This window comes from Pedobacter changchengzhani (genome assembly GCF_004354365.1).
Lineage (GTDB): Bacteria > Bacteroidota > Bacteroidia > Sphingobacteriales > Sphingobacteriaceae > Pedobacter > Pedobacter changchengzhani.
Map to the genome: position 1 here is coordinate 556,313 of NZ_SJCY01000001.1, position 17,848 is coordinate 574,160.

13 protein-coding genes and 2 pseudogenes are annotated in these 17,848 nt (G+C 35.7%); 12 read left to right on the top strand and 3 right to left on the bottom strand.

All coding sequences use genetic code 11. From position 1 onward, the window contains the following. The first annotated feature begins 59 nt into the window (after nt 1–59). Nucleotides 60–1,301: a DNA (cytosine-5-)-methyltransferase gene (gene dcm / locus EZJ43_RS02500; RefSeq protein ID WP_133261075.1), complete on the top strand. Its 1,242-nt coding sequence runs from the start codon at nt 60–62 to the stop codon at nt 1,299–1,301. Here the strand turns inward: dcm and EZJ43_RS02505 are convergent. Then, nucleotides 1,274–2,005: a PmeII family type II restriction endonuclease gene (locus tag EZJ43_RS02505; protein WP_165953071.1), complete on the bottom strand. Its 732-nt coding sequence runs from the start codon at nt 2,003–2,005 to the stop codon at nt 1,274–1,276. The genes dcm and EZJ43_RS02505 overlap by 28 nt on opposite strands. A 354-nt stretch (nt 2,006–2,359) precedes the next feature. Here EZJ43_RS02505 and EZJ43_RS17635 point away from each other — a divergent pair. The 11 genes and pseudogenes from EZJ43_RS17635 to EZJ43_RS02550 form a co-directional block, all read left to right on the top strand. After that, nucleotides 2,360–4,231 (top strand): annotated as a pseudogene (locus EZJ43_RS17635) (preprotein translocase subunit SecA); the annotation flags it as partial. A 189-nt stretch (nt 4,232–4,420) separates the two neighbouring features. Continuing rightward, nucleotides 4,421–5,836 (top strand): annotated as a pseudogene (locus tag EZJ43_RS17640) (preprotein translocase subunit SecA); the annotation flags it as partial. A 122-nt stretch (nt 5,837–5,958) separates the two neighbouring features. Then, on the top strand, nt 5,959–6,087 hold the full coding sequence (locus EZJ43_RS17525) for a hypothetical protein (RefSeq protein ID WP_262708844.1): 129 nt from the start codon (nt 5,959–5,961) through the stop codon (nt 6,085–6,087). A gap of 80 nt (nt 6,088–6,167) precedes the next feature. Beyond that, the gene (locus EZJ43_RS02515; protein ID WP_133261078.1) at nt 6,168–6,608 is read left to right on the top strand and encodes an SPOR domain-containing protein; all 441 of its coding nucleotides are present in this window, start codon (nt 6,168–6,170) and stop codon (nt 6,606–6,608) included. Beyond that, complete coding sequence (locus tag EZJ43_RS02520; protein ID WP_133261151.1) at nt 6,595–7,779, top strand: M20 metallopeptidase family protein; 1,185 nt, start codon at nt 6,595–6,597, stop codon at nt 7,777–7,779. The genes EZJ43_RS02515 and EZJ43_RS02520 overlap by 14 nt, the downstream gene beginning before the upstream one ends. 111 nt (nt 7,780–7,890) lie before the next feature. After that, nucleotides 7,891–8,838 (top strand): hypothetical protein, encoded by a 948-nt coding sequence (locus EZJ43_RS02525; RefSeq protein ID WP_133261079.1) that lies wholly within the window; start codon nt 7,891–7,893, stop codon nt 8,836–8,838. A gap of 69 nt (nt 8,839–8,907) precedes the next feature. Further along, nucleotides 8,908–10,485: a serine hydrolase gene (locus tag EZJ43_RS02530; protein ID WP_133261080.1), complete on the top strand. Its 1,578-nt coding sequence runs from the start codon at nt 8,908–8,910 to the stop codon at nt 10,483–10,485. Then, nucleotides 10,469–11,128, top strand: coding sequence for an SGNH/GDSL hydrolase family protein (locus EZJ43_RS02535; protein WP_133261081.1), 660 nt, complete (start codon nt 10,469–10,471; stop codon nt 11,126–11,128). The genes EZJ43_RS02530 and EZJ43_RS02535 overlap by 17 nt, the downstream gene beginning before the upstream one ends. A gap of 79 nt (nt 11,129–11,207) precedes the next feature. Next, nucleotides 11,208–13,175, top strand: a complete 1,968-nt coding sequence (gene dnaG / locus EZJ43_RS02540; RefSeq protein ID WP_133261082.1) for a DNA primase — start codon at nt 11,208–11,210, stop codon at nt 13,173–13,175. A 144-nt stretch (nt 13,176–13,319) separates the two neighbouring features. Beyond that, nucleotides 13,320–13,685 carry a YraN family protein gene (locus tag EZJ43_RS02545; protein WP_133261083.1) on the top strand — a complete coding sequence of 122 codons (366 nt, stop codon included), beginning with the start codon at nt 13,320–13,322 and terminating at the stop codon, nt 13,683–13,685. After that, entirely contained in the window at nt 13,663–14,745 is a 1,083-nt protein-coding gene (locus EZJ43_RS02550) for a glutaminyl-peptide cyclotransferase (RefSeq protein WP_133261084.1), read from the top strand. Before EZJ43_RS02545 ends, EZJ43_RS02550 begins: the two co-directional genes overlap by 23 nt. Before the next feature lie 354 nt (nt 14,746–15,099). Here EZJ43_RS02550 and EZJ43_RS02555 read toward each other — a convergent pair whose 3' ends face one another. Next, nucleotides 15,100–15,624: a DUF4251 domain-containing protein gene (locus EZJ43_RS02555; protein ID WP_133261085.1), complete on the bottom strand. Its 525-nt coding sequence runs from the start codon at nt 15,622–15,624 to the stop codon at nt 15,100–15,102. 115 nt (nt 15,625–15,739) lie between these two features. After that, complete coding sequence (locus EZJ43_RS02560; protein ID WP_133261086.1) at nt 15,740–17,818, bottom strand: insulinase family protein; 2,079 nt, start codon at nt 17,816–17,818, stop codon at nt 15,740–15,742. Nucleotides 17,819–17,848 lie beyond the last annotated feature (30 nt).

Below are 17,848 nucleotides of genomic sequence, written 5' to 3' on the forward strand. Positions count from 1 at the left end.
TTTGTTTCGGAAAAATGTTATAAATTTGTAACCATTGTATAAGGTTATGTAGTTTGGTTATGGAAGAGTATTTATCAATAGGGGAAGTGTCGGAATTACTTGGTAAAAGTAAGGAAACCCTAAGGCGATGGGATAGAGAAGGTAAATTCTCCGCAGTTCGGGAGCCGATGAGTAATTATCGCGTATATCGTAAGTCAGAAGTTCAAAATTTGTTTTCTAACTTTATTTCCCAAGATATCAAAGAAACATTTTCAAACTTTGTTGAAGCTGAAAATGAATATAAAGTTTTAGAATTATTTGCTGGGGCAGGTGGATTAGCGATTGGAATGGAAAAAGCTGGACTAAAGTGTGTGGCTCTAAATGAGATTGATAAATTTGCTTGTAAAACTTTAAGACAAAATCGACCGAACTGGAATGTTTTAGAAGGTGATATTAAAGTATTTGATTTTTCTGAGTATCATAATAAAGTAGATGTTGTTACTGGAGGTTTTCCCTGCCAGGCTTTTAGTTATGCAGGTAAAAAACTTGGCTTAGCAGATGCTCGAGGAACTTTATTTTATGAATTTGCTCGAGTTGTCAAAGAAGTAAATCCACCAATTTGTATTGGTGAAAACGTTCGCGGATTACTTAGCCATGAAAATGGCAAAACACTTCAAGGGATGATTTCTATTCTGAATGAAATTGGATACAATGTTATTCCTGTGCAGGTTTTAAAGGCAATAAATTACAATGTCCCTCAAAAAAGAGAAAGATTGATTTTAGTTGGAATTAGAAAAGATATTGCGCAGAAATATGAATATCCGAAACCTTACAATAAAATTTATCATCTAAAAGATGCTTTGAAAAAGAGCGAGCTATTCAATTGTAACGTACCGAAATCAGACGGTGCTAAATATCCAAAAAGTAAAATCGAAGTTTTAGACTTGGTGCCACAAAAAGGGTATTGGCGAGATTTGCCTTTAGATATTCAAAAATCTTTTATGGGTGGAAGCTTTTATTTAGGTGGTGGAAAAACTGGCATTGCAAGGAGAATTGGTTGGGACGAACCTTGCCTTACTTTAACTTGCAGTCCTGCACAAAAGCAAACTGAACGATGCCACCCAGAAGAAACACGACCATTTACTGTTCGCGAGTACGCACGAATTCAGACATTTCCTGATGAATGGAAATTTGAAGGGTCTTTAGCGCAACAGTATAAACAGATTGGTAATGCCGTGCCAGTAAACTTGGGTAAAGAAGTGGGCTATTCTATCGTAAAATTTTTAAACGGTTATTACGATTTCTTAAATTCGAAAAGCTGAGATACTTGTATTTCTCTCGCTAACGCTTCAACGCCTACATTAATTAAGTCTTGAGTATCAATATTTTCAATTGATGTTTGAAGATTTTTTACAAGGCCATCGTAAAATTTTGGAAACCCTGTAATTCGATGCCAAAAATCTTTGCCAATTATTACGGGATGAGTTTTGTCAATCAGTCTATAGTGCATACTTAGTTCATCTTGTTCGCCATAAAGAACGCCAACAATAAAATCTGTGTTGTTTATCCTTTTAAATGCTTTATTAGTTCTTGCTAAATTAATTGTATCGGTAAATTTTCTTATAAGCGGTTTTACGTCTTCAGAATTAATTGTGTTTGGCCCTGATTTCAATTGACACCATTTTCTACGGTGGTCAATCTTGTCCACAAATTCGATGTCCATACCTTTTATTAGCGAACCTTCGGCAATTTTTAAATCTACAAACATATTTTGTATCCTTGTTCCAAACGAAGTATTTATTGACGTACCCAATACTCTTGGGTAAAATAATGCTTTGGCAATACCGAGTGGAGAATATTCATTCTCTAAAACCTTGGAAAGATATTTTACAACTATAGGATTGATGTTGTAGTTTTTAAGCTTTGAATGTGTATTTAATGAAGCTGTAACATGATTTTCGAAAATGTAAGTTTCAAAATATTGTACAATTTCGTTAATAGTTTCATCTTGAGTTTTGGCGATCATAAATATTAGTACCTTGATATTACTTTGTAAATATATAATTAATTTTATCACAATAGGAATGATGTAATATTGAGTTTTGCCTGGAATATAGTTATGAATAAGAGGTTTTACTGTGATTGAAAAACTATTTATTTTAGAACGCGATAAATTATTTACGAGGCCTGAGGTGCTATCAAACATGAAATTATAATGAACATTTAGTAGAATCCTTAAATAAACAGTTGTTTTTATAACAGATATTTAGAATATATCCTTAATTTTAGCCCCTTACAACTGCCAAACTGACTTAAATAAAGCCATGGCGTGGTTGTTGTATTTCATCAATTTTCAATAATAAATACGATTTAAAATATAATGTTAGAATTTTTAGCTAAGGTTTTCGGAAGTAAATCACAAAGAGATATAAAAACAATACAGCCGCTGGTTGTTAAAATAAATGAAGAATACGCTAAGTTATCTTCTATAAGCAATGATGAATTGCGGGCGAAAACAATAGAATTTAAAGGAAGAATTTCTGCTTTTTTAACTGATATTGATGGAAGAATTGCTGCGCTAAAAACCGAGGCTGAAAGCGATGATTTAGATCTTCATCAAAAAACGGCACTTTACGATCAGGTTGATGCTTTAGGTAAAGAGCGCGATGTGGAATTAGAAAAAGTTCTTTTGGAAATTCTACCTGAGGCTTTTGCAGTGGTTAAAGAAACTTCTCACCGATTAAGCGAGAACGATTTCTTAGAAGTTACCGCTACACAATTCGATCGCGATTACGCAGCACGTAAAGACAATGTAAAAATTATTGGTGATAAAGCACAATGGGCAAATCGTTGGGATGCAGCCGGAACCGAAGTGGTTTGGAATATGGTGCACTACGACGTGCAGTTAATTGGTGGTGTGGTTTTACACAGCGGTAAAATTGCCGAAATGGCGACTGGTGAAGGTAAAACCTTAGTAAGTACATTGCCTGCTTATCTTAATGCTTTGGCCGGTAAAGGTGTACACATAGTAACCGTGAATGATTATTTAGCGCGTAGAGATAGTGAGTGGAATGGTCCTTTATTCGAATTCCATGGTTTAAGTGTAGATTGTATTGATAAGCACGAGCCAAACTCAGAAGAAAGAAGAAAAGCTTATGCAGCTGATATTACCTACGGCACAAACAACGAATTTGGTTTCGATTATCTGCGTGACAATATGGCGCAAACTCCAGATCAATTGGTGCAAGGTAAATTGCATTTTGCAATGGTGGATGAGGTCGATTCAGTTTTAATTGATGATGCGCGGACGCCATTAATTATTTCAGGTCCAATTCCGCATGGCGATCAACATGAGTTTTACGATTTAAAACCGCGTATTGAGCGTTTGGTTAATGCGCAAAAAGCTTACGTTTCTTCTGCATTAAACGAAGCAAAGAAATTAATAAATGCTGGGAATTCTGGCACCGAAGAAGGTGAAGGTGGTTTGGCGCTATTGCGTGCTTTCCGTGGTTTGCCAAAAAATAAGGCGTTAATAAAATTCTTGAGTGAAAGTGGTGTACGTGGTTTGTTATTAAAAACAGAAAACCATTACATGTCCGATCAATCTAAGAATATGCCGAAGGTAGATTCAGAATTGTTTTTCTACATCGACGAGAAAAATAATCAGGTTGAACTAACAGAAAAAGGTATTGAATTAATTACCCAATCGGGTGAAGATCCTGGCTTCTTTATCTTGCCTGATGTAGGTACAGAGATTGCTGATTTGGAAAAATCTGATCTTGCTCTGGAAGAAAAAGTAGTTCAAAAAGATGCGTTGATTCGCGATTATTCTGTAAAAGCAGAACGTATTCACTCTGTAAATCAATTGTTAAAAGCTTATACTTTATTCGAAATTGATGTAGAGTATATCATCGATGAAGGTAAAATTAAGATTGTTGATGAGCAAACTGGCCGTATTATGGATGGCCGTCGTTACTCAGATGGATTACATCAAGCAATTGAAGCTAAAGAAAATGTAAAAGTTGAGGATGCTACCCAAACTTACGCTACAGTAACATTGCAAAATTATTTCCGTATGTACCACAAGCTTTGCGGTATGACGGGTACTGCGACTACCGAAGCGGGTGAGTTTTGGTCTATCTATAAACTTGATGTTGTTGAAATTCCAACGAATAGAATTATTACAAGAAACGATGATCAGGATTACGTTTACCGTACCGTTCGAGAAAAATATAATGCAGTTGCATCCGAAATACAATTTTTAGTTTTCCCTTATTCGCATTACGAGCAAGAATATGAGCTTGATAAGGCTGGTGCTATTAAGCAAAAGGATGGCAAACCAGTTCCTAAATTGGATGCAATAGGACGCATAGTACCTAAAACAGATGCTAAAGGTGCATTAATTCCTGCTGTAAATCCCGAAACTGGACAATTAGAGCCAAGAGTTGGTCGCCCGGTATTGGTGGGTACAACTTCTGTAGAAATTTCGGAATTATTGAGCCGTATGCTTAAGCTTCGTGGAATTAGACATAACGTGTTAAATGCTAAAATGCACCAGAAAGAGGCAGATATAGTTGCTGAAGCTGGACAAAATGGAACAGTGACCATTGCAACTAATATGGCTGGTCGTGGTACGGATATAAAATTGGGCGAGGGTGTTAAAGGTTCTGGTGGTTTAGCGATCATTGGTACTGAACGTCATGAATCTCGCCGTGTGGATAGGCAATTACGTGGACGTGCTGGTCGTCAAGGCGATCCAGGTTCTTCGCAATTCTTTGTGTCATTAGAAGATAACTTGATGCGCTTATTTGGTTCAGAAAAAATTTCTGGGGTAATGGTGCGTATGGGTATAGAAGATGGTGAAGTAATTCAGCACTCTATGATTTCAAAATCTATCGAGCGTGCGCAAAAGAAAGTAGAAGAAAATAACTTCGGTGTTCGTAAGCGTTTGTTGGAGTATGATGATGTGATGAACTCTCAACGTACCGTTATTTATGCTAAACGTAAAAATGCCTTGTTTGGCGAACGTTTAGATGTAGATATGAACAACATGGTGTTTGATGTTGCTGAAGATATCGTTTCAGAATATAAACAAGAAGCAAATTTCGAAGGTTTCAAATTAGAGGTAATCAAAAATTTCTCTTTCGATACCGTAATTACTGAGAAAGAATTTTCATCGACTAATATTACTAATTTAACTGAAAAACTTTTTGATGAAGCAGAAACTTTTTACGCACGTAAATCGGATGCTGTTATTCAACAAGCTTTACCTGTTTTAAATCAAGTTTATGAAGAACGTGGTGAGCATATCGAACAAATTGTTGTTCCGTTTACCGATGGCATTCGTGCGATACAAGTTGCCGTAGATTTAAAGAAAGCCATTACCACTAAGGGAAAAGAGGTTGTTCGTTCATTCGAAAAAACAATTGTACTTGCTTTAATTGATGACAGCTGGAAAGAGCACTTGCGTGAAATGGATGATTTGAAGCAATCGGTTCAAAATGCAGTTTACGAACAAAAAGATCCATTGGTAATTTATAAAATGGAAGCTTTTAACTTATTTAAGAGCATGTTAAATGCAGTAAATAAAGAAGTGGTAAGTTTCTTATATAAAGGTGGAATACCAGTACAACAAGAAGCAGAGCAAGTAAGAGAAGCACCAGCACCACAAAAACAGCCAAAATTGCAAACGACTAAACAAGAGTTTGGTAATGAGCAATCGGGCGCAGAATTTGGCGATACTCGTGAAGTTGTTACGCAACAACCTATTCGTAAAGAAGTAACGGTTGGTCGTAATGAGCCTTGCCCTTGTGGAAGTGGTAAAAAGTATAAAAACTGCCACGGTGCAAATTTGTAATTATTAACTTATTAAAATAAATATAGGCTACATCGATTAGGTGTAGCCTTTTTTGTTTAATAATGGATTTTCAAAGCGATCGAGAGGCCGGGAAGACTAGTAGTAGTTGAGAAAAACAATCAATGGATAAAAGAACAAAGAGCAAGGATGAAAGATTGGATTTCTACTACTATCCACACAAAGTGATGCCTATTGCTGCGTGCAACCACGCCGAGAAATCGTCTGAAAAAATAATCAGATTACCAATCTAGCATTTGCACAACCCATAAAGAATGACGAATTTTGCACTAATTGAAGCTTAAAATTAATAGCAGCTTAAATTGAATCAATAATGAGAATACTATTTACGTTTTTATTTCTAATCACGCTATCTCAAACTTCCTTCGCACAAAAAGGGGCAATAGAAATAGTAAAAGACCCAATAATTGATAGTTTAATTGCAAAAAGATTAGAATTATACCGCAGTACTGGGGAAGTTAAAAACAATAGACCTATTGTTTCAGATTACGGCTATCGCGTTCAAGTTTTCTATGATTCTGATCGTCGAGAAGTTTTTAATCAGCAAGCCCGATTTAAAAATAGTTTTCCAGGATACAACACCTACATTACCTACAAAGAACCAAATTATTACATCCGTGTTGGAGATTTTAGAACTAGGATGGACGCGCAAAGGTTAATGAATGAAATACGTCCTGCTTTCCCCACTCTATTCATTTTTAGGGAGAAAATTAATGCACCAACTTTAGATATTACCAATGATGATCAAAGATAAAATTAAAGATTTAGCCGATCAAATATTTACTGATGTAGTAGGCTATCGCCGCCACATTCATGCAAATCCAGAATTATCTTACAAAGAATTTGAAACTTCTGCCTTTATAAAGGAAAAATTAACAGCTTGGGGTATTGAGTTTACAAGTTGTGCAAATACAGGGGTTGTTGGTTTAATAAAGGGAAATAAACCATCTGATAAAGTGATCGCTTTGCGTGGCGATATGGATGCTTTGCCAATACTTGAGGATAATAACAAGCCTTACCGATCGAAAAATAATGGCGTAATGCATGCCTGTGGTCACGATGTACACACTTCCTCACTGCTAGGAACAGCATATATTTTAAATGAGTTAAAGGATGAATTTGCAGGTACCATAAAATTAATTTTTCAACCTGCCGAAGAACTTTTACCAGGTGGTGCAAGCATCATGATTAAAGAAGGTGTTTTAGAAAATCCTAAGCCACAAGCTATTATCGGGCAACATGTTATGCCAATGATTGAATCTGGCAAAGTGGGTTTTCGTTCTGGGATTTATATGGCATCAACTGATGAATTGTACGTAACCGTTACAGGTAAAGGCGGCCATGGTGCACAACCGCACCAAAATGTAGATCCAGTTGTTATTGCATCGCATATTATTATTGCGTTGCAACAAATTGTATCTCGAATCGCCGATCCGCGTTTGCCATCTGTGCTTTCTTTTGGAAAAGTAACAGCAAATGGTGCTACCAATATTATTCCTAACGAGGTAAAAATTGAGGGTACTTTTAGAACCTTAAATGAAGAATGGCGTAACGAAGCGCACAAAAGAATGAAGAAAATGGCCGAAGGAATGGCCGAGAGTATGGGTGGAAGTTGCGATTTTGATATTCACAGAGGTTACCCATTTTTAATTAATGAAGAAAAACTTACGGCAAATGCACGTGCATTCGCCGAAGATTTTTTAGGCAAAGAAAATGTAATTGATCTGGATATTTGGATGGCTGCGGAAGACTTTTCTTTTTATTCGCAGGTAACGGATGCATGTTTTTATCGTTTAGGCACTGGGAATGTAGAAAAAGACACGTTCCACTCGGTGCATACACCAAAATTTGATGTCGACGAAAACGCCTTGAAAATTTCGACAGGTTTGATGGCGTATATTGCATTGAAGCAAATGGGAAATTAATTTCTTGTAAGTATTGCAATTGGTTTTTCAACTAGTTTTCTAATTTATTATCTTACAAATCCATGGTTTTTCTGCGTAAGAAAGGCATTGTTTTTGTCATTACAACCGCGTATGAAGAAACTTCTTTTAGTTAATGTATTGTTATTTTTTGGGTATTTTAGCAATGCTCAAGTTATTGATCGATTTAATCCCGACACTTTAAAAACGATAACACTCGATTCTACGATAAACATTAAAGCTGAAAGACTAAATGTTGAAACTTTCATCAAAGCGATTATAAGCGATACGAGTTTTTATCAATCTTTTAGGGATATGAAGCATTATAGTTTTATTGCTGAAAATAGAATTTATACCTACGATAAAAAAAATAAGGTCGATGGCAGTATCTACCGCAAAATTCGCCATAGTAACAGTGGTAGTCATAAAATGGAATATTTGGCCAAGCAAGATAAAGGCAATATTTACAAATCAAATGGAAAATACCAGCTTTACACCGTAGAAATGTTCGATTATATTTTTATGAATGCGTACAATAGTGATTTTATAAACGATGGGCCAATTGATGGAAAAAAGAAGGGCGGTGGCAACGAAGGATACAAAGAGAAACTTAAAACTTTAATATTTAATCCCGGCAGGCCAGTAAAGGGTGTTCCATTTATTGGTAGTAAAACGGAGATTTTTACGGCAAATATGCGCCAATATTACGATTATGGTTTTACCAGTGGCACTTATTTGGATTCAATCCCGGTTTATCGCTTTAAAGTTTCGGTTAAAGAAGATTTGAGCAGTTACACAAAAGATGGATTAATGATTAAGGATTTAGTGACCATTTTTGATAAGAGAAACTTCAACATTTTAGGCCGATATGTAGATATGAAATACAGTAATTTATTCTTTGATTTTAATGTGCAAATGAATATAGAAATGGGCTATTTCGGGGGTGAGAAATTGCCAACAAAAATTACTTATCAGGGCAATTGGAATGTTCCATTTAAAAAAGAAGAACGCGCAAGTTTTTTAGTGTTGCATAAAGATTATATGCTTGAAAAGAGAAAATAATCGTTCACTTTCTTTATCCCTTGTTCTTAAAACAAATTATTACCTTTAAACTTCATTTAAACTAAAAAGATGCAGAGAAGAATTTCCCTCGTTTTACTTATTTCGATAAGTTTTATTGCGTTATGTACCTCGGCGCAGGTGCTCACTTCAAAGCAGGTAGATAGTTTGGTAGAAAAAACGCTAACTACGTTCAACGTTCCTGGTATTGCTGTTGCCATTGTTAAAGATGGTAAAGTTATACACGCAAAAGGTTATGGCGTTCGTTCCATAAAAAGCAAGCAAAAAGTTGATGAAAATACATTATTTGGCGTTGCTTCTAATTCCAAAGCATTTACCGCTGCCGCACTCGGTATGTTGGTTGATGAGCATAAAGTTACTTGGGATACTAAAGTGACTGATGTGATACCAGAATTCAAATTGTACGATCCTTATGTTACAAGCCAATTCACCATCAGAGATTTGCTTACGCATAGAAGTGGTTTGGGTTTAGGTGCGGGTGATTTGATGGTTTGGCCAGATTCATCTACCGTTACAAAAAGTCAGCTCATCCATAATTTAAGGTTTTTAAAGCCAGTTTCATCCTTCCGCTCTAAATATGATTATGATAATTTGCTATACATCGTTGCCGGTGAAATTGTCGAGCGGGTTTCTGGAGTAAAATTTGAGGATTTTATCGAGAATAGGTTTTTTAAACCCTTAGGAATGACTAAAACGGCCGCATCTTGGTATCGTTTAAAAGATAAATCGAACATTATTGATGGCCACGCACCTTATGAAGGAAAATTGTTGCCCGTTGGATTGAGTTTTAGTGAGGTTGCAAATGCAGCGGCAGGTATTTATTCTAACGTTACCGATATGAGCAAATGGGTAATTGCTATGTTGAATAATGGCGCCTACGGAGATAACTTAAGTAAAAAATTATTTAGCAACTCGGTACATAAAGAGCTTTGGACACCGCAAACGATTATCAGGAATGGAAACCCGGAAAGCTTTACAAGTTATGGTTTAGGCTGGAATTTAAGTAGCGTAAACGGAATGTTTCAGGCTTCTCATACTGGTGGTTTATCGGGGATAGTTACGCAGGTAATTATGATACCTGAAATTAACCTTGGTATAATTGTTTTAACCAATCAGCAATCTGGGGCTGCATTTAACGCCATTAGCAATACCATTAAAGATGGCTACTTCGGTATCAAGAATCAAGATAGAATTGCAGTTTATAATGATAATCGCCTTAAAAACGAGAAAACTGGACATGAGGAGGTAGAGAAAATCTGGAAGGATATTGCCGCAAACCAAAGAAATAATACTTTTAAACCGGATTTTAAAAACTATTTAGGAAAGTATAAAGACGAATGGTTTGGTGAGGTGGCAATAACCAATGTAAATGGTAAAATGCATTTTGAAGCTAAAAATTCGCCAAAATTAAGAGGCGACATGATATACTATAAAGGAAATACTTTTATTGTTAAATGGTATGATCGAAGTTTGGATGCAGATGCCTTTATTAATTTTGGTTTAGATAATAATGCCTTAGCAGAAGGTTTTAAAATTGAAGCCATTTCTCCTTTAACTGATTTTAGTTTCGATTTCCAAGATTTAGATTTTAAAAAACAAGACTCCAAATCAAATGAAAATAATCTTTAGAACAGCTGTATTGCTAACCCTTTGCCTTATTATATTTACTTCGATGACATTTAAACCAAAACGGGTTATTTTTTTCGGCGATTCCGTTACGCAGCAAGGTGTATCAAAAAATGGATATATAACGTTGCTTAAAAAGGCGCTAGACTCAACAAAATATGATATTATTGGTGCCGGTATTGGTGGTAATAAAGTTTATGATTTGTATTTGCGCCTTGAAGATGATGTGCTATCCAAAAAGCCAGATTTAGTTTTTATTTACGTAGGGATAAATGATATTTGGCATAAAGAAACGCACCACACCGGTACAGATTATGATAAATATCTAAAATTTTACCAAGCGTTGATCAACAAAATTCAAGCCGCTGGTAGTAAAGTTGTGCTGTGTACACCTTCGGTTATTGGCGAGAAGAAAAATAATGCTAATTTACTTGATGCAGAGTTGGATAAATACTCAGAGGGTATTAGACAATTGGCGGTAAAAAATAATTTGCCTTTGTGTGATTTAAGAAAAGCATTTTCTAATTATGAAATGCAAAATAATCCCGAAGATAAAGAGAAAGGTATTTTAACTGTAGATGGAGTGCATTTAAGTGATGTAGGGAATAAATTCTTGTCGGATTTGATGTTATCCTTTGTAAAGTAATAAAGTTGCCTGTTACGTGTTGCGTGTTGTGGGTTTAGATTCATGACAGGGAACTCGTAGCCCGCAACTCGTAACCAATATGATAAACCGCGAAACAATAGATAAGATAATGGATACCGCCCGAATTGAGGAGGTAGTTGGGGATTTTGTGCACTTAAAAAAACGCGGAACAAGTTTAATCGGTAATTGTCCTTTTCACGGTGAGAAAACACCTTCCTTTCACGTATCGGTAACTAAAGGCATATTTAAATGTTTTGGTTGTGGCAAAGGTGGAGATTCTGTTCGCTTTATTATGGATCATGAAAAATATTCATATCCAGAAGCACTCAAATTTTTAGCCAATAGATACAATATCGAAGTTGAGGAAACTGAACTTACGCCACAAGATACCGAAGCTCAGAATGCAAAAGAAAGTTTATACATCGTTTCGCAGTATGCTACAACATTTTTTGTTAAACAACTATGGGAAACAAACGAGGGTAAAAGTATTGGTTTAAGCTATTTTAAAGAACGTGGATTTAGAGAAGACATATTAAAAAAGTTCGAGGTGGGCTACTCGCCCGATGTTTGGGATGCCCTAACTCAAAGTGCCACCAACAATGGCCATAAATTAGAATTTTTAGAACAAACTGGCTTATCCATTAAAAATGATAATGGTAAAATATACGATCGATTTCGTGGTCGAGTGATGTTTCCAATACACAATTTTACTGGTCGGGTTATTGGTTTTGGTGGGCGTACTTTAAAAACTGATAAAAACGTTCCAAAATATGTAAACTCGCCCGAGAGTGAAATTTATCATAAATCAAATGTTTTATATGGTTTATTTCATGCAAAAAAGGCGATTAGAGAGTTAGATAATTGCTATTTGGCAGAGGGTTATGCCGATGTTCTTTCCGTCCATCAAGCTGGGATAGAAAATGTAGTTTCCTCATCAGGTACTTCACTAACAACAGAGCAAATTAGGTTAATTGGTCGTTTTACCCAAAATGTAACTATTCTTTTTGATGGTGATGCTGCGGGAATAAAAGCTTCGTTAAGAGGTTTAGACATGATATTGGAAGAAGGGCTGAATGTAAAAATTGTTTCCTTTCCTGATGGGCATGACCCTGATTCGTACATGCACCACGTTGGAGCAGGTGCTTTTAAGATTCATTTAGAGCAAAACAGAAAAGATTTCATTTTATACAAAGCCAATGTTTTACTTAAGGATGCTGGCGATGATCCAATAAAAAGAGCTGGAATTATTCGAGATATTGTAGAAAGTATTGCAAAAATTCCTGATCCAATCAAAGCATCGGTTTTTGTTCGAGAGTGTAGTAATTTGTTAGAGATTGAAGAGCGTATTTTACTTTCCGAATTAAATAAAATGCGTTCGGCTAAACTTAAAAAGAGTTTCGACAGTAATCAACGTTCACAGCAATCCAATTATAATCCAAATTCTGGTTCACCGGAGCCTTTAGGTCCGCCAGATAATTTGTGGGATGATGATGCAACTACCTTAACTCAGGTTATAGAAATAGATGAAAACCAAGAGAAGGAAATTATTAGGCTGTTGTTAACTTACGGGCACGAGTTTGTAAATTGGGATAAGATTGATGATATGTATATTGGCTCTTTCGTAATGCAAAACTTAGCCGATGTTGAATTTGAAAATATACTATGTAAAAAAATTATAGATTTTTATAAAGTAGAGATAGATAATGGGCGCCTTCCGACTGCAAACCACTTTATGAAACATGAAGATAGGGATATAGCCGACTTGGCAATTACGCTTTCAGCATCGCCTTACGCGCTGAGCGAAAATTGGTTAAACAAGCATCAAATTTATGTGCACGATGAATCGATGGATTTAAAGTCGACTATTTTAGGTGGTATATTTCATTTGAAAAAGCGTAAAGTTGATAAAATATTATCTTCGTTGTTAAAGGAAATTAAAGATGAAAAGGATAATGATAACCAGATGATTTTGATGCAACGTTACGGAATCATCAAAAATGTAGAACGAGAAATTTCGAAATTTTTAGGCTCTGTAATTGTTAAGTAGGGATGTGCTACGGGTTGTGTGTTATGTGTTACCTGTCTGGATTCTTAAAGCAGGCATTTAAAAACACGCAACCGATAACCCGCAACCCATAACTCACAACTGATAATGTCTTGATGCTAGATACTAAATACTTGATACTACAATATGGCCACCCACAACGATTTAGGTAAAAAAGGAGAGCTGATTGCTAAAAATTACCTTGAGGAAAATGATTATGAGGTTTTAGATGAAAATTGGACACATGGAAAGGCAGAGGTAGATTTAATTGTTTACAAAGATAGAATGATCATCTTTGTTGAAGTAAAAAGTAGAACTTCAATAGCCTTTGGCCAACCAGAAGAATTTGTAGATTTAGCAAAGCAGAAGCAAATGGAGCATGCTTCTTTACAATATATCGAATTGATGAACCATCAAAACGAAATTCGTTTTGATATTATTGCAATAACATTTAACAAGAACAACACTTATACTTTAAAACACATTGAAGATGCTTTTTGGCCTGAAGATTAAACAAATTAAAAACCTGGTGTTGGTTGCAACACTCGCTACAATTACGTTTGCCTGTAAAACTGATCCAGCTTCTAAATACAGCAGCTTCATTACGCCTGATGGAGGAAGTACTTTTACGGCAGGGAAAGATATTAAGGTGAGCATCCAATTTGCTAAAGATAAAACCATTGATTCTGTGGTATATTTCATAGATTCTACCCGGGTTTCATCTCACAAAGATACTTTAGCAAAAGCTATAACAACTTCGGCGCTTAAACTCGGCAATCGCCTTTTAACCGCGAAAATTTACACTGACGGTACCGCAGAAGAATTAGTTGCCAATTTTATATTATTGGCATCAAACCCTCCAGTAAATTACACTTACAAAATTGTTAATAAATTTCCTCACGATATTTCTGCCTATACAGAAGGTTTGGGTTATTATGATGGTAAGTTTCTCGAAAGCACGGGAGAAAAGGGTAAATCGGAGTTGAAATGGGTTAATGTAAATACAGGCAAAACGATTCAAAAAACACAGTTAGCACCTCAATATTTCGGCGAAGGATCAGTTAAAATTGGCGATAAAATAATTATGCTTACTTGGCAGGAACAAACGGGATTTGTTTTCGACAGTAACACATTGAAAAAAATTAGCGAATTTTCTTATACCGCTGGTAGAGAAGGTTGGGGTATGACCTTCGATGGAGAAAGAATATTAACCACAGAAGGTAGCAATTCGATTATTTTTTTGGATAAGAATACCTATAAAAAAACGGGTTCAATTGAGGTTTACGATGATAAAGGCAAAATTGATAACTTAAATGAGTTAGAGTTTATTGATGGGAAAATTTATGCGAATGTTTACACCAAGAATTACATTATAATCATCAATCCAAAAAGCGGTGCTGTTGAAGGTAAAATAGATATGAGCGGACTTTTGCCTGCCGATTATTTTAAAACAGATGATGAAATTGGAAACAATGTTTTAAATGGAATTGCGTACGATAAAACGACTAAGCGCTTGTTTGTAACAGGTAAAAAATGGCCAAGTATTTTCGAAATTAAGTTGATTCAGAAATAGAGTTAGCATGTGATTTTTCTTATTCTATGTTGGTGAGGATTTATACCTATGTTGGTTGGGATTTGTAATCCCGACTCGTATAACTGAGGATTTCTAATCCTCGACTAAAAAAACAATTGATTTATATTAGTCTCGATCCTAATGTTGGTCGGGATTTGTACCTATGTTGGTCGGGATTTGTAATCCAGACTTGTATAACTGAGGATTTCTAATCCTCGTCTTAAAAAATGGATTTAAGTTTCTTGGAGTTTTTAATCGCAACTCGATAACCTAAGGATTTCTAATCCTCGATCAATAAAAAAAGCCCCAAAATTGTCTAAATTTTGGGGCAGATAAGCACTCTTTTATAATTAACTATTTTTTAGCTTCCTCAGTCACACCGTTAAAGTTGATCGGCTGTCTGTTCACGCTAATTACCGTTAATGATGCATATCCGTTTTCAGAAATGGTCAAGGTTAACTTATAATTTTCTGCTTTAACGTCTTTAGTATTAATTTGAATAGAATAAACACCTTTTTTATTTTTTGATTCCTTATATGAAAAGTCTTTCGAGGTAAATTTTATTCCACTTTCTGACGGATTCATCGGTGCCGTGTAAGCCCTGCCATAATAAGGTAGGTACGCTATAACACTGTCTTTAGTTACTTTCAAATCATATTGCGATCCAGTTAGCGCTATCGTGCCTCCACCTTGTGCTCCAGGTATAGCATTTAATACTTTACTTATATCTGCAGTGGCCATTGGTGTGGCAGAATTGGCAACAAACACATAATTTTTCTCTGCTACAATCTTTTTAGTAACTTCTGGCGAAGTTTGGGCAAGGGCAACAATACTCGAAGATAGTAAAGTAGCAATTAAAATATACTTTAGGTTTTTCATAATGAGAATTTTAGGTTAAGTAACAAATTTAGGCTGATGTAGTTTAAATTTTTTTATCAAAAAAATAGGCCTTACAATTTTATATCGAAAGGCCTATTTTAAAGGTAGTAAATTTTTAATTAAAATCCTCGGCTTTTAACGGCGAGTTGAGTTTAATTTCTTTTACAACAATTGTAAATTCTTGTCCGCCAGCTGGCGATTGCATGCTTTGGTTTATCTTAAAAGGAAACATTATGTCGCCAACTTTTTTATAGTCGCTATATTCCATCGTTTGCGAAATATCCACACCATTATTTGGTGTTACTTTTTCATCTTTTAACAACAAACCCGATTTTACATCGTAGTATTCAGTTTTCTTTTTACCATCTGCCGAGGTAATAATTAATTTATAAGTATCGGCATTGCCAACCTTTGCTATTCCAGCCGATTCTACTTTTCCACCATCGGTAAAATAATAAAGTTGGTTAAATAAGCCTTTATCATTTTTTGCATCGGCAATTTCTTCTGCAGTTAACACTGCTTTTTTGCCCATTTGCATTTGGTAGCCGGTATTGCCATTAAAAACTTGTTTCATTACGGTTTGTCCCATCATTGTAGCTTCGTTACTGCTAAAGTTTGGCGCTAATTTTTTCATTACTAAACCAAGCTTCGTACCTTGAATTTCCATATCGGCAACCTGTTCAATAGATGTTACCTTTTCTAAATTAGCCTCACCACCAATTGCAGTAATATAGCTTTTTATCACCTCTTGCGCAGATTTTGCAGGTGCTGTGCTAGCGGTTTCAGCCTTAACAGGATTTGCTAAATTATCAAATTCCTTAACAGCAAATCCATTTTTCTTTAATCCAGCAACAAACTGATCGGTTTTACCCACAATAACTACTCTGGTATTATCATGGTTAAAATATTTCTTTGCTACTCTTAAAACGTCATCTGTACTTACAGCATTTATCTTTTGTAAATAAGTGCGGTAAAAATCTTTAGGTAAATTATTAATTAGAATTGTACTTGCAAAGCTAGCAGTACGAGCAGGGTTTTCTAAAGCCAATGCAAAATTTCCATTATATAAATTCTTAGCATTTTGCAATTCTTCTTCCGAAACTTTCGTAGATCTAATTGTGTTTATTTCCCTTAAAAATTCTACTACGGCGCTATCTACTTTATCATTTCTAACCGCTGCAGATGCCGAGAATTTCGACTGAAAACGACCGCTGCCTGTGTTAGAATATGCGCCATAAGTAAAGCCGTGTTTCTCTCTCAGGTTCATAAATAACCTTGATTCAGCGCCACCGCCTAAAATTTGGTTCGCCAATAAAACAGGGAAGTAATCAGGATTACTCATCTGTAAATCGATTAAATTGGTTACGGTAATTTCTGATTGTACCGCATTGCTCAAGTTTACAACATCAACCTCTGTTTTTACAGGATTAGCAACTTTGGGTACGATTGGCAAGGTAAGCATATTGCCTTTCCAAGTTCCGAAGGCTTTTTCTGCTAAAGCCTTAGCCACAAGTGGCTTTATGTCGCCAACAAAAGTTAAATATCCTCTCGATGGTGTAACATATTTTTTATAGGCTACTTTAACATCTCCTAAAGTAATAGAATTGATGGATGCTTCCGTATCAAATTCTCCAAAGGGATTATTTTTGCCGTAAGCCAATGCTTCTACAACTCTACCCGAAACTGCTTTTGCATTTTTTTCGTTCGATTTCAAGTCTGTTAACGTTAACGATTTTAATTTTTCGAATGATGAGGCTGGAAATGATGGGTTTCTGATTCCATCTGCCATAAGCATAAAAGCTTGGCTAAAATAGCGTGTCAAAGCTGATGAGCTGCCACCGTAGGCGCCAATATTTACATCTGCGCCTAGTTGGTCAACGGCTTCATCAAACTGTGCTTTAGTTTTGGTTGTGGTGCCTTCGTTAAGCATACCGCCCATTAAACTAATCACACCAGCTTTACTTCCTTCGGTAATAGGACCAGCATCAATACTGTAACTTGCCGAAACTTTAGGTAGTTTGTGGTTTTCTACAACCAACACGGTAATGCCGTTGGCCAGTTTATAAACCACAGGGTCGCCAATGGTTATTATCGGTGCCGGACCCGGTTTTGGTTTGTGGCTTCTATCTATTTTTTGAGCCGATACACCTTGAGCCAATAGTGTTACTGCAACTATAATGAATATTTTCTTCATGTTTTTATAATTAATATGAACCTAGCTTGG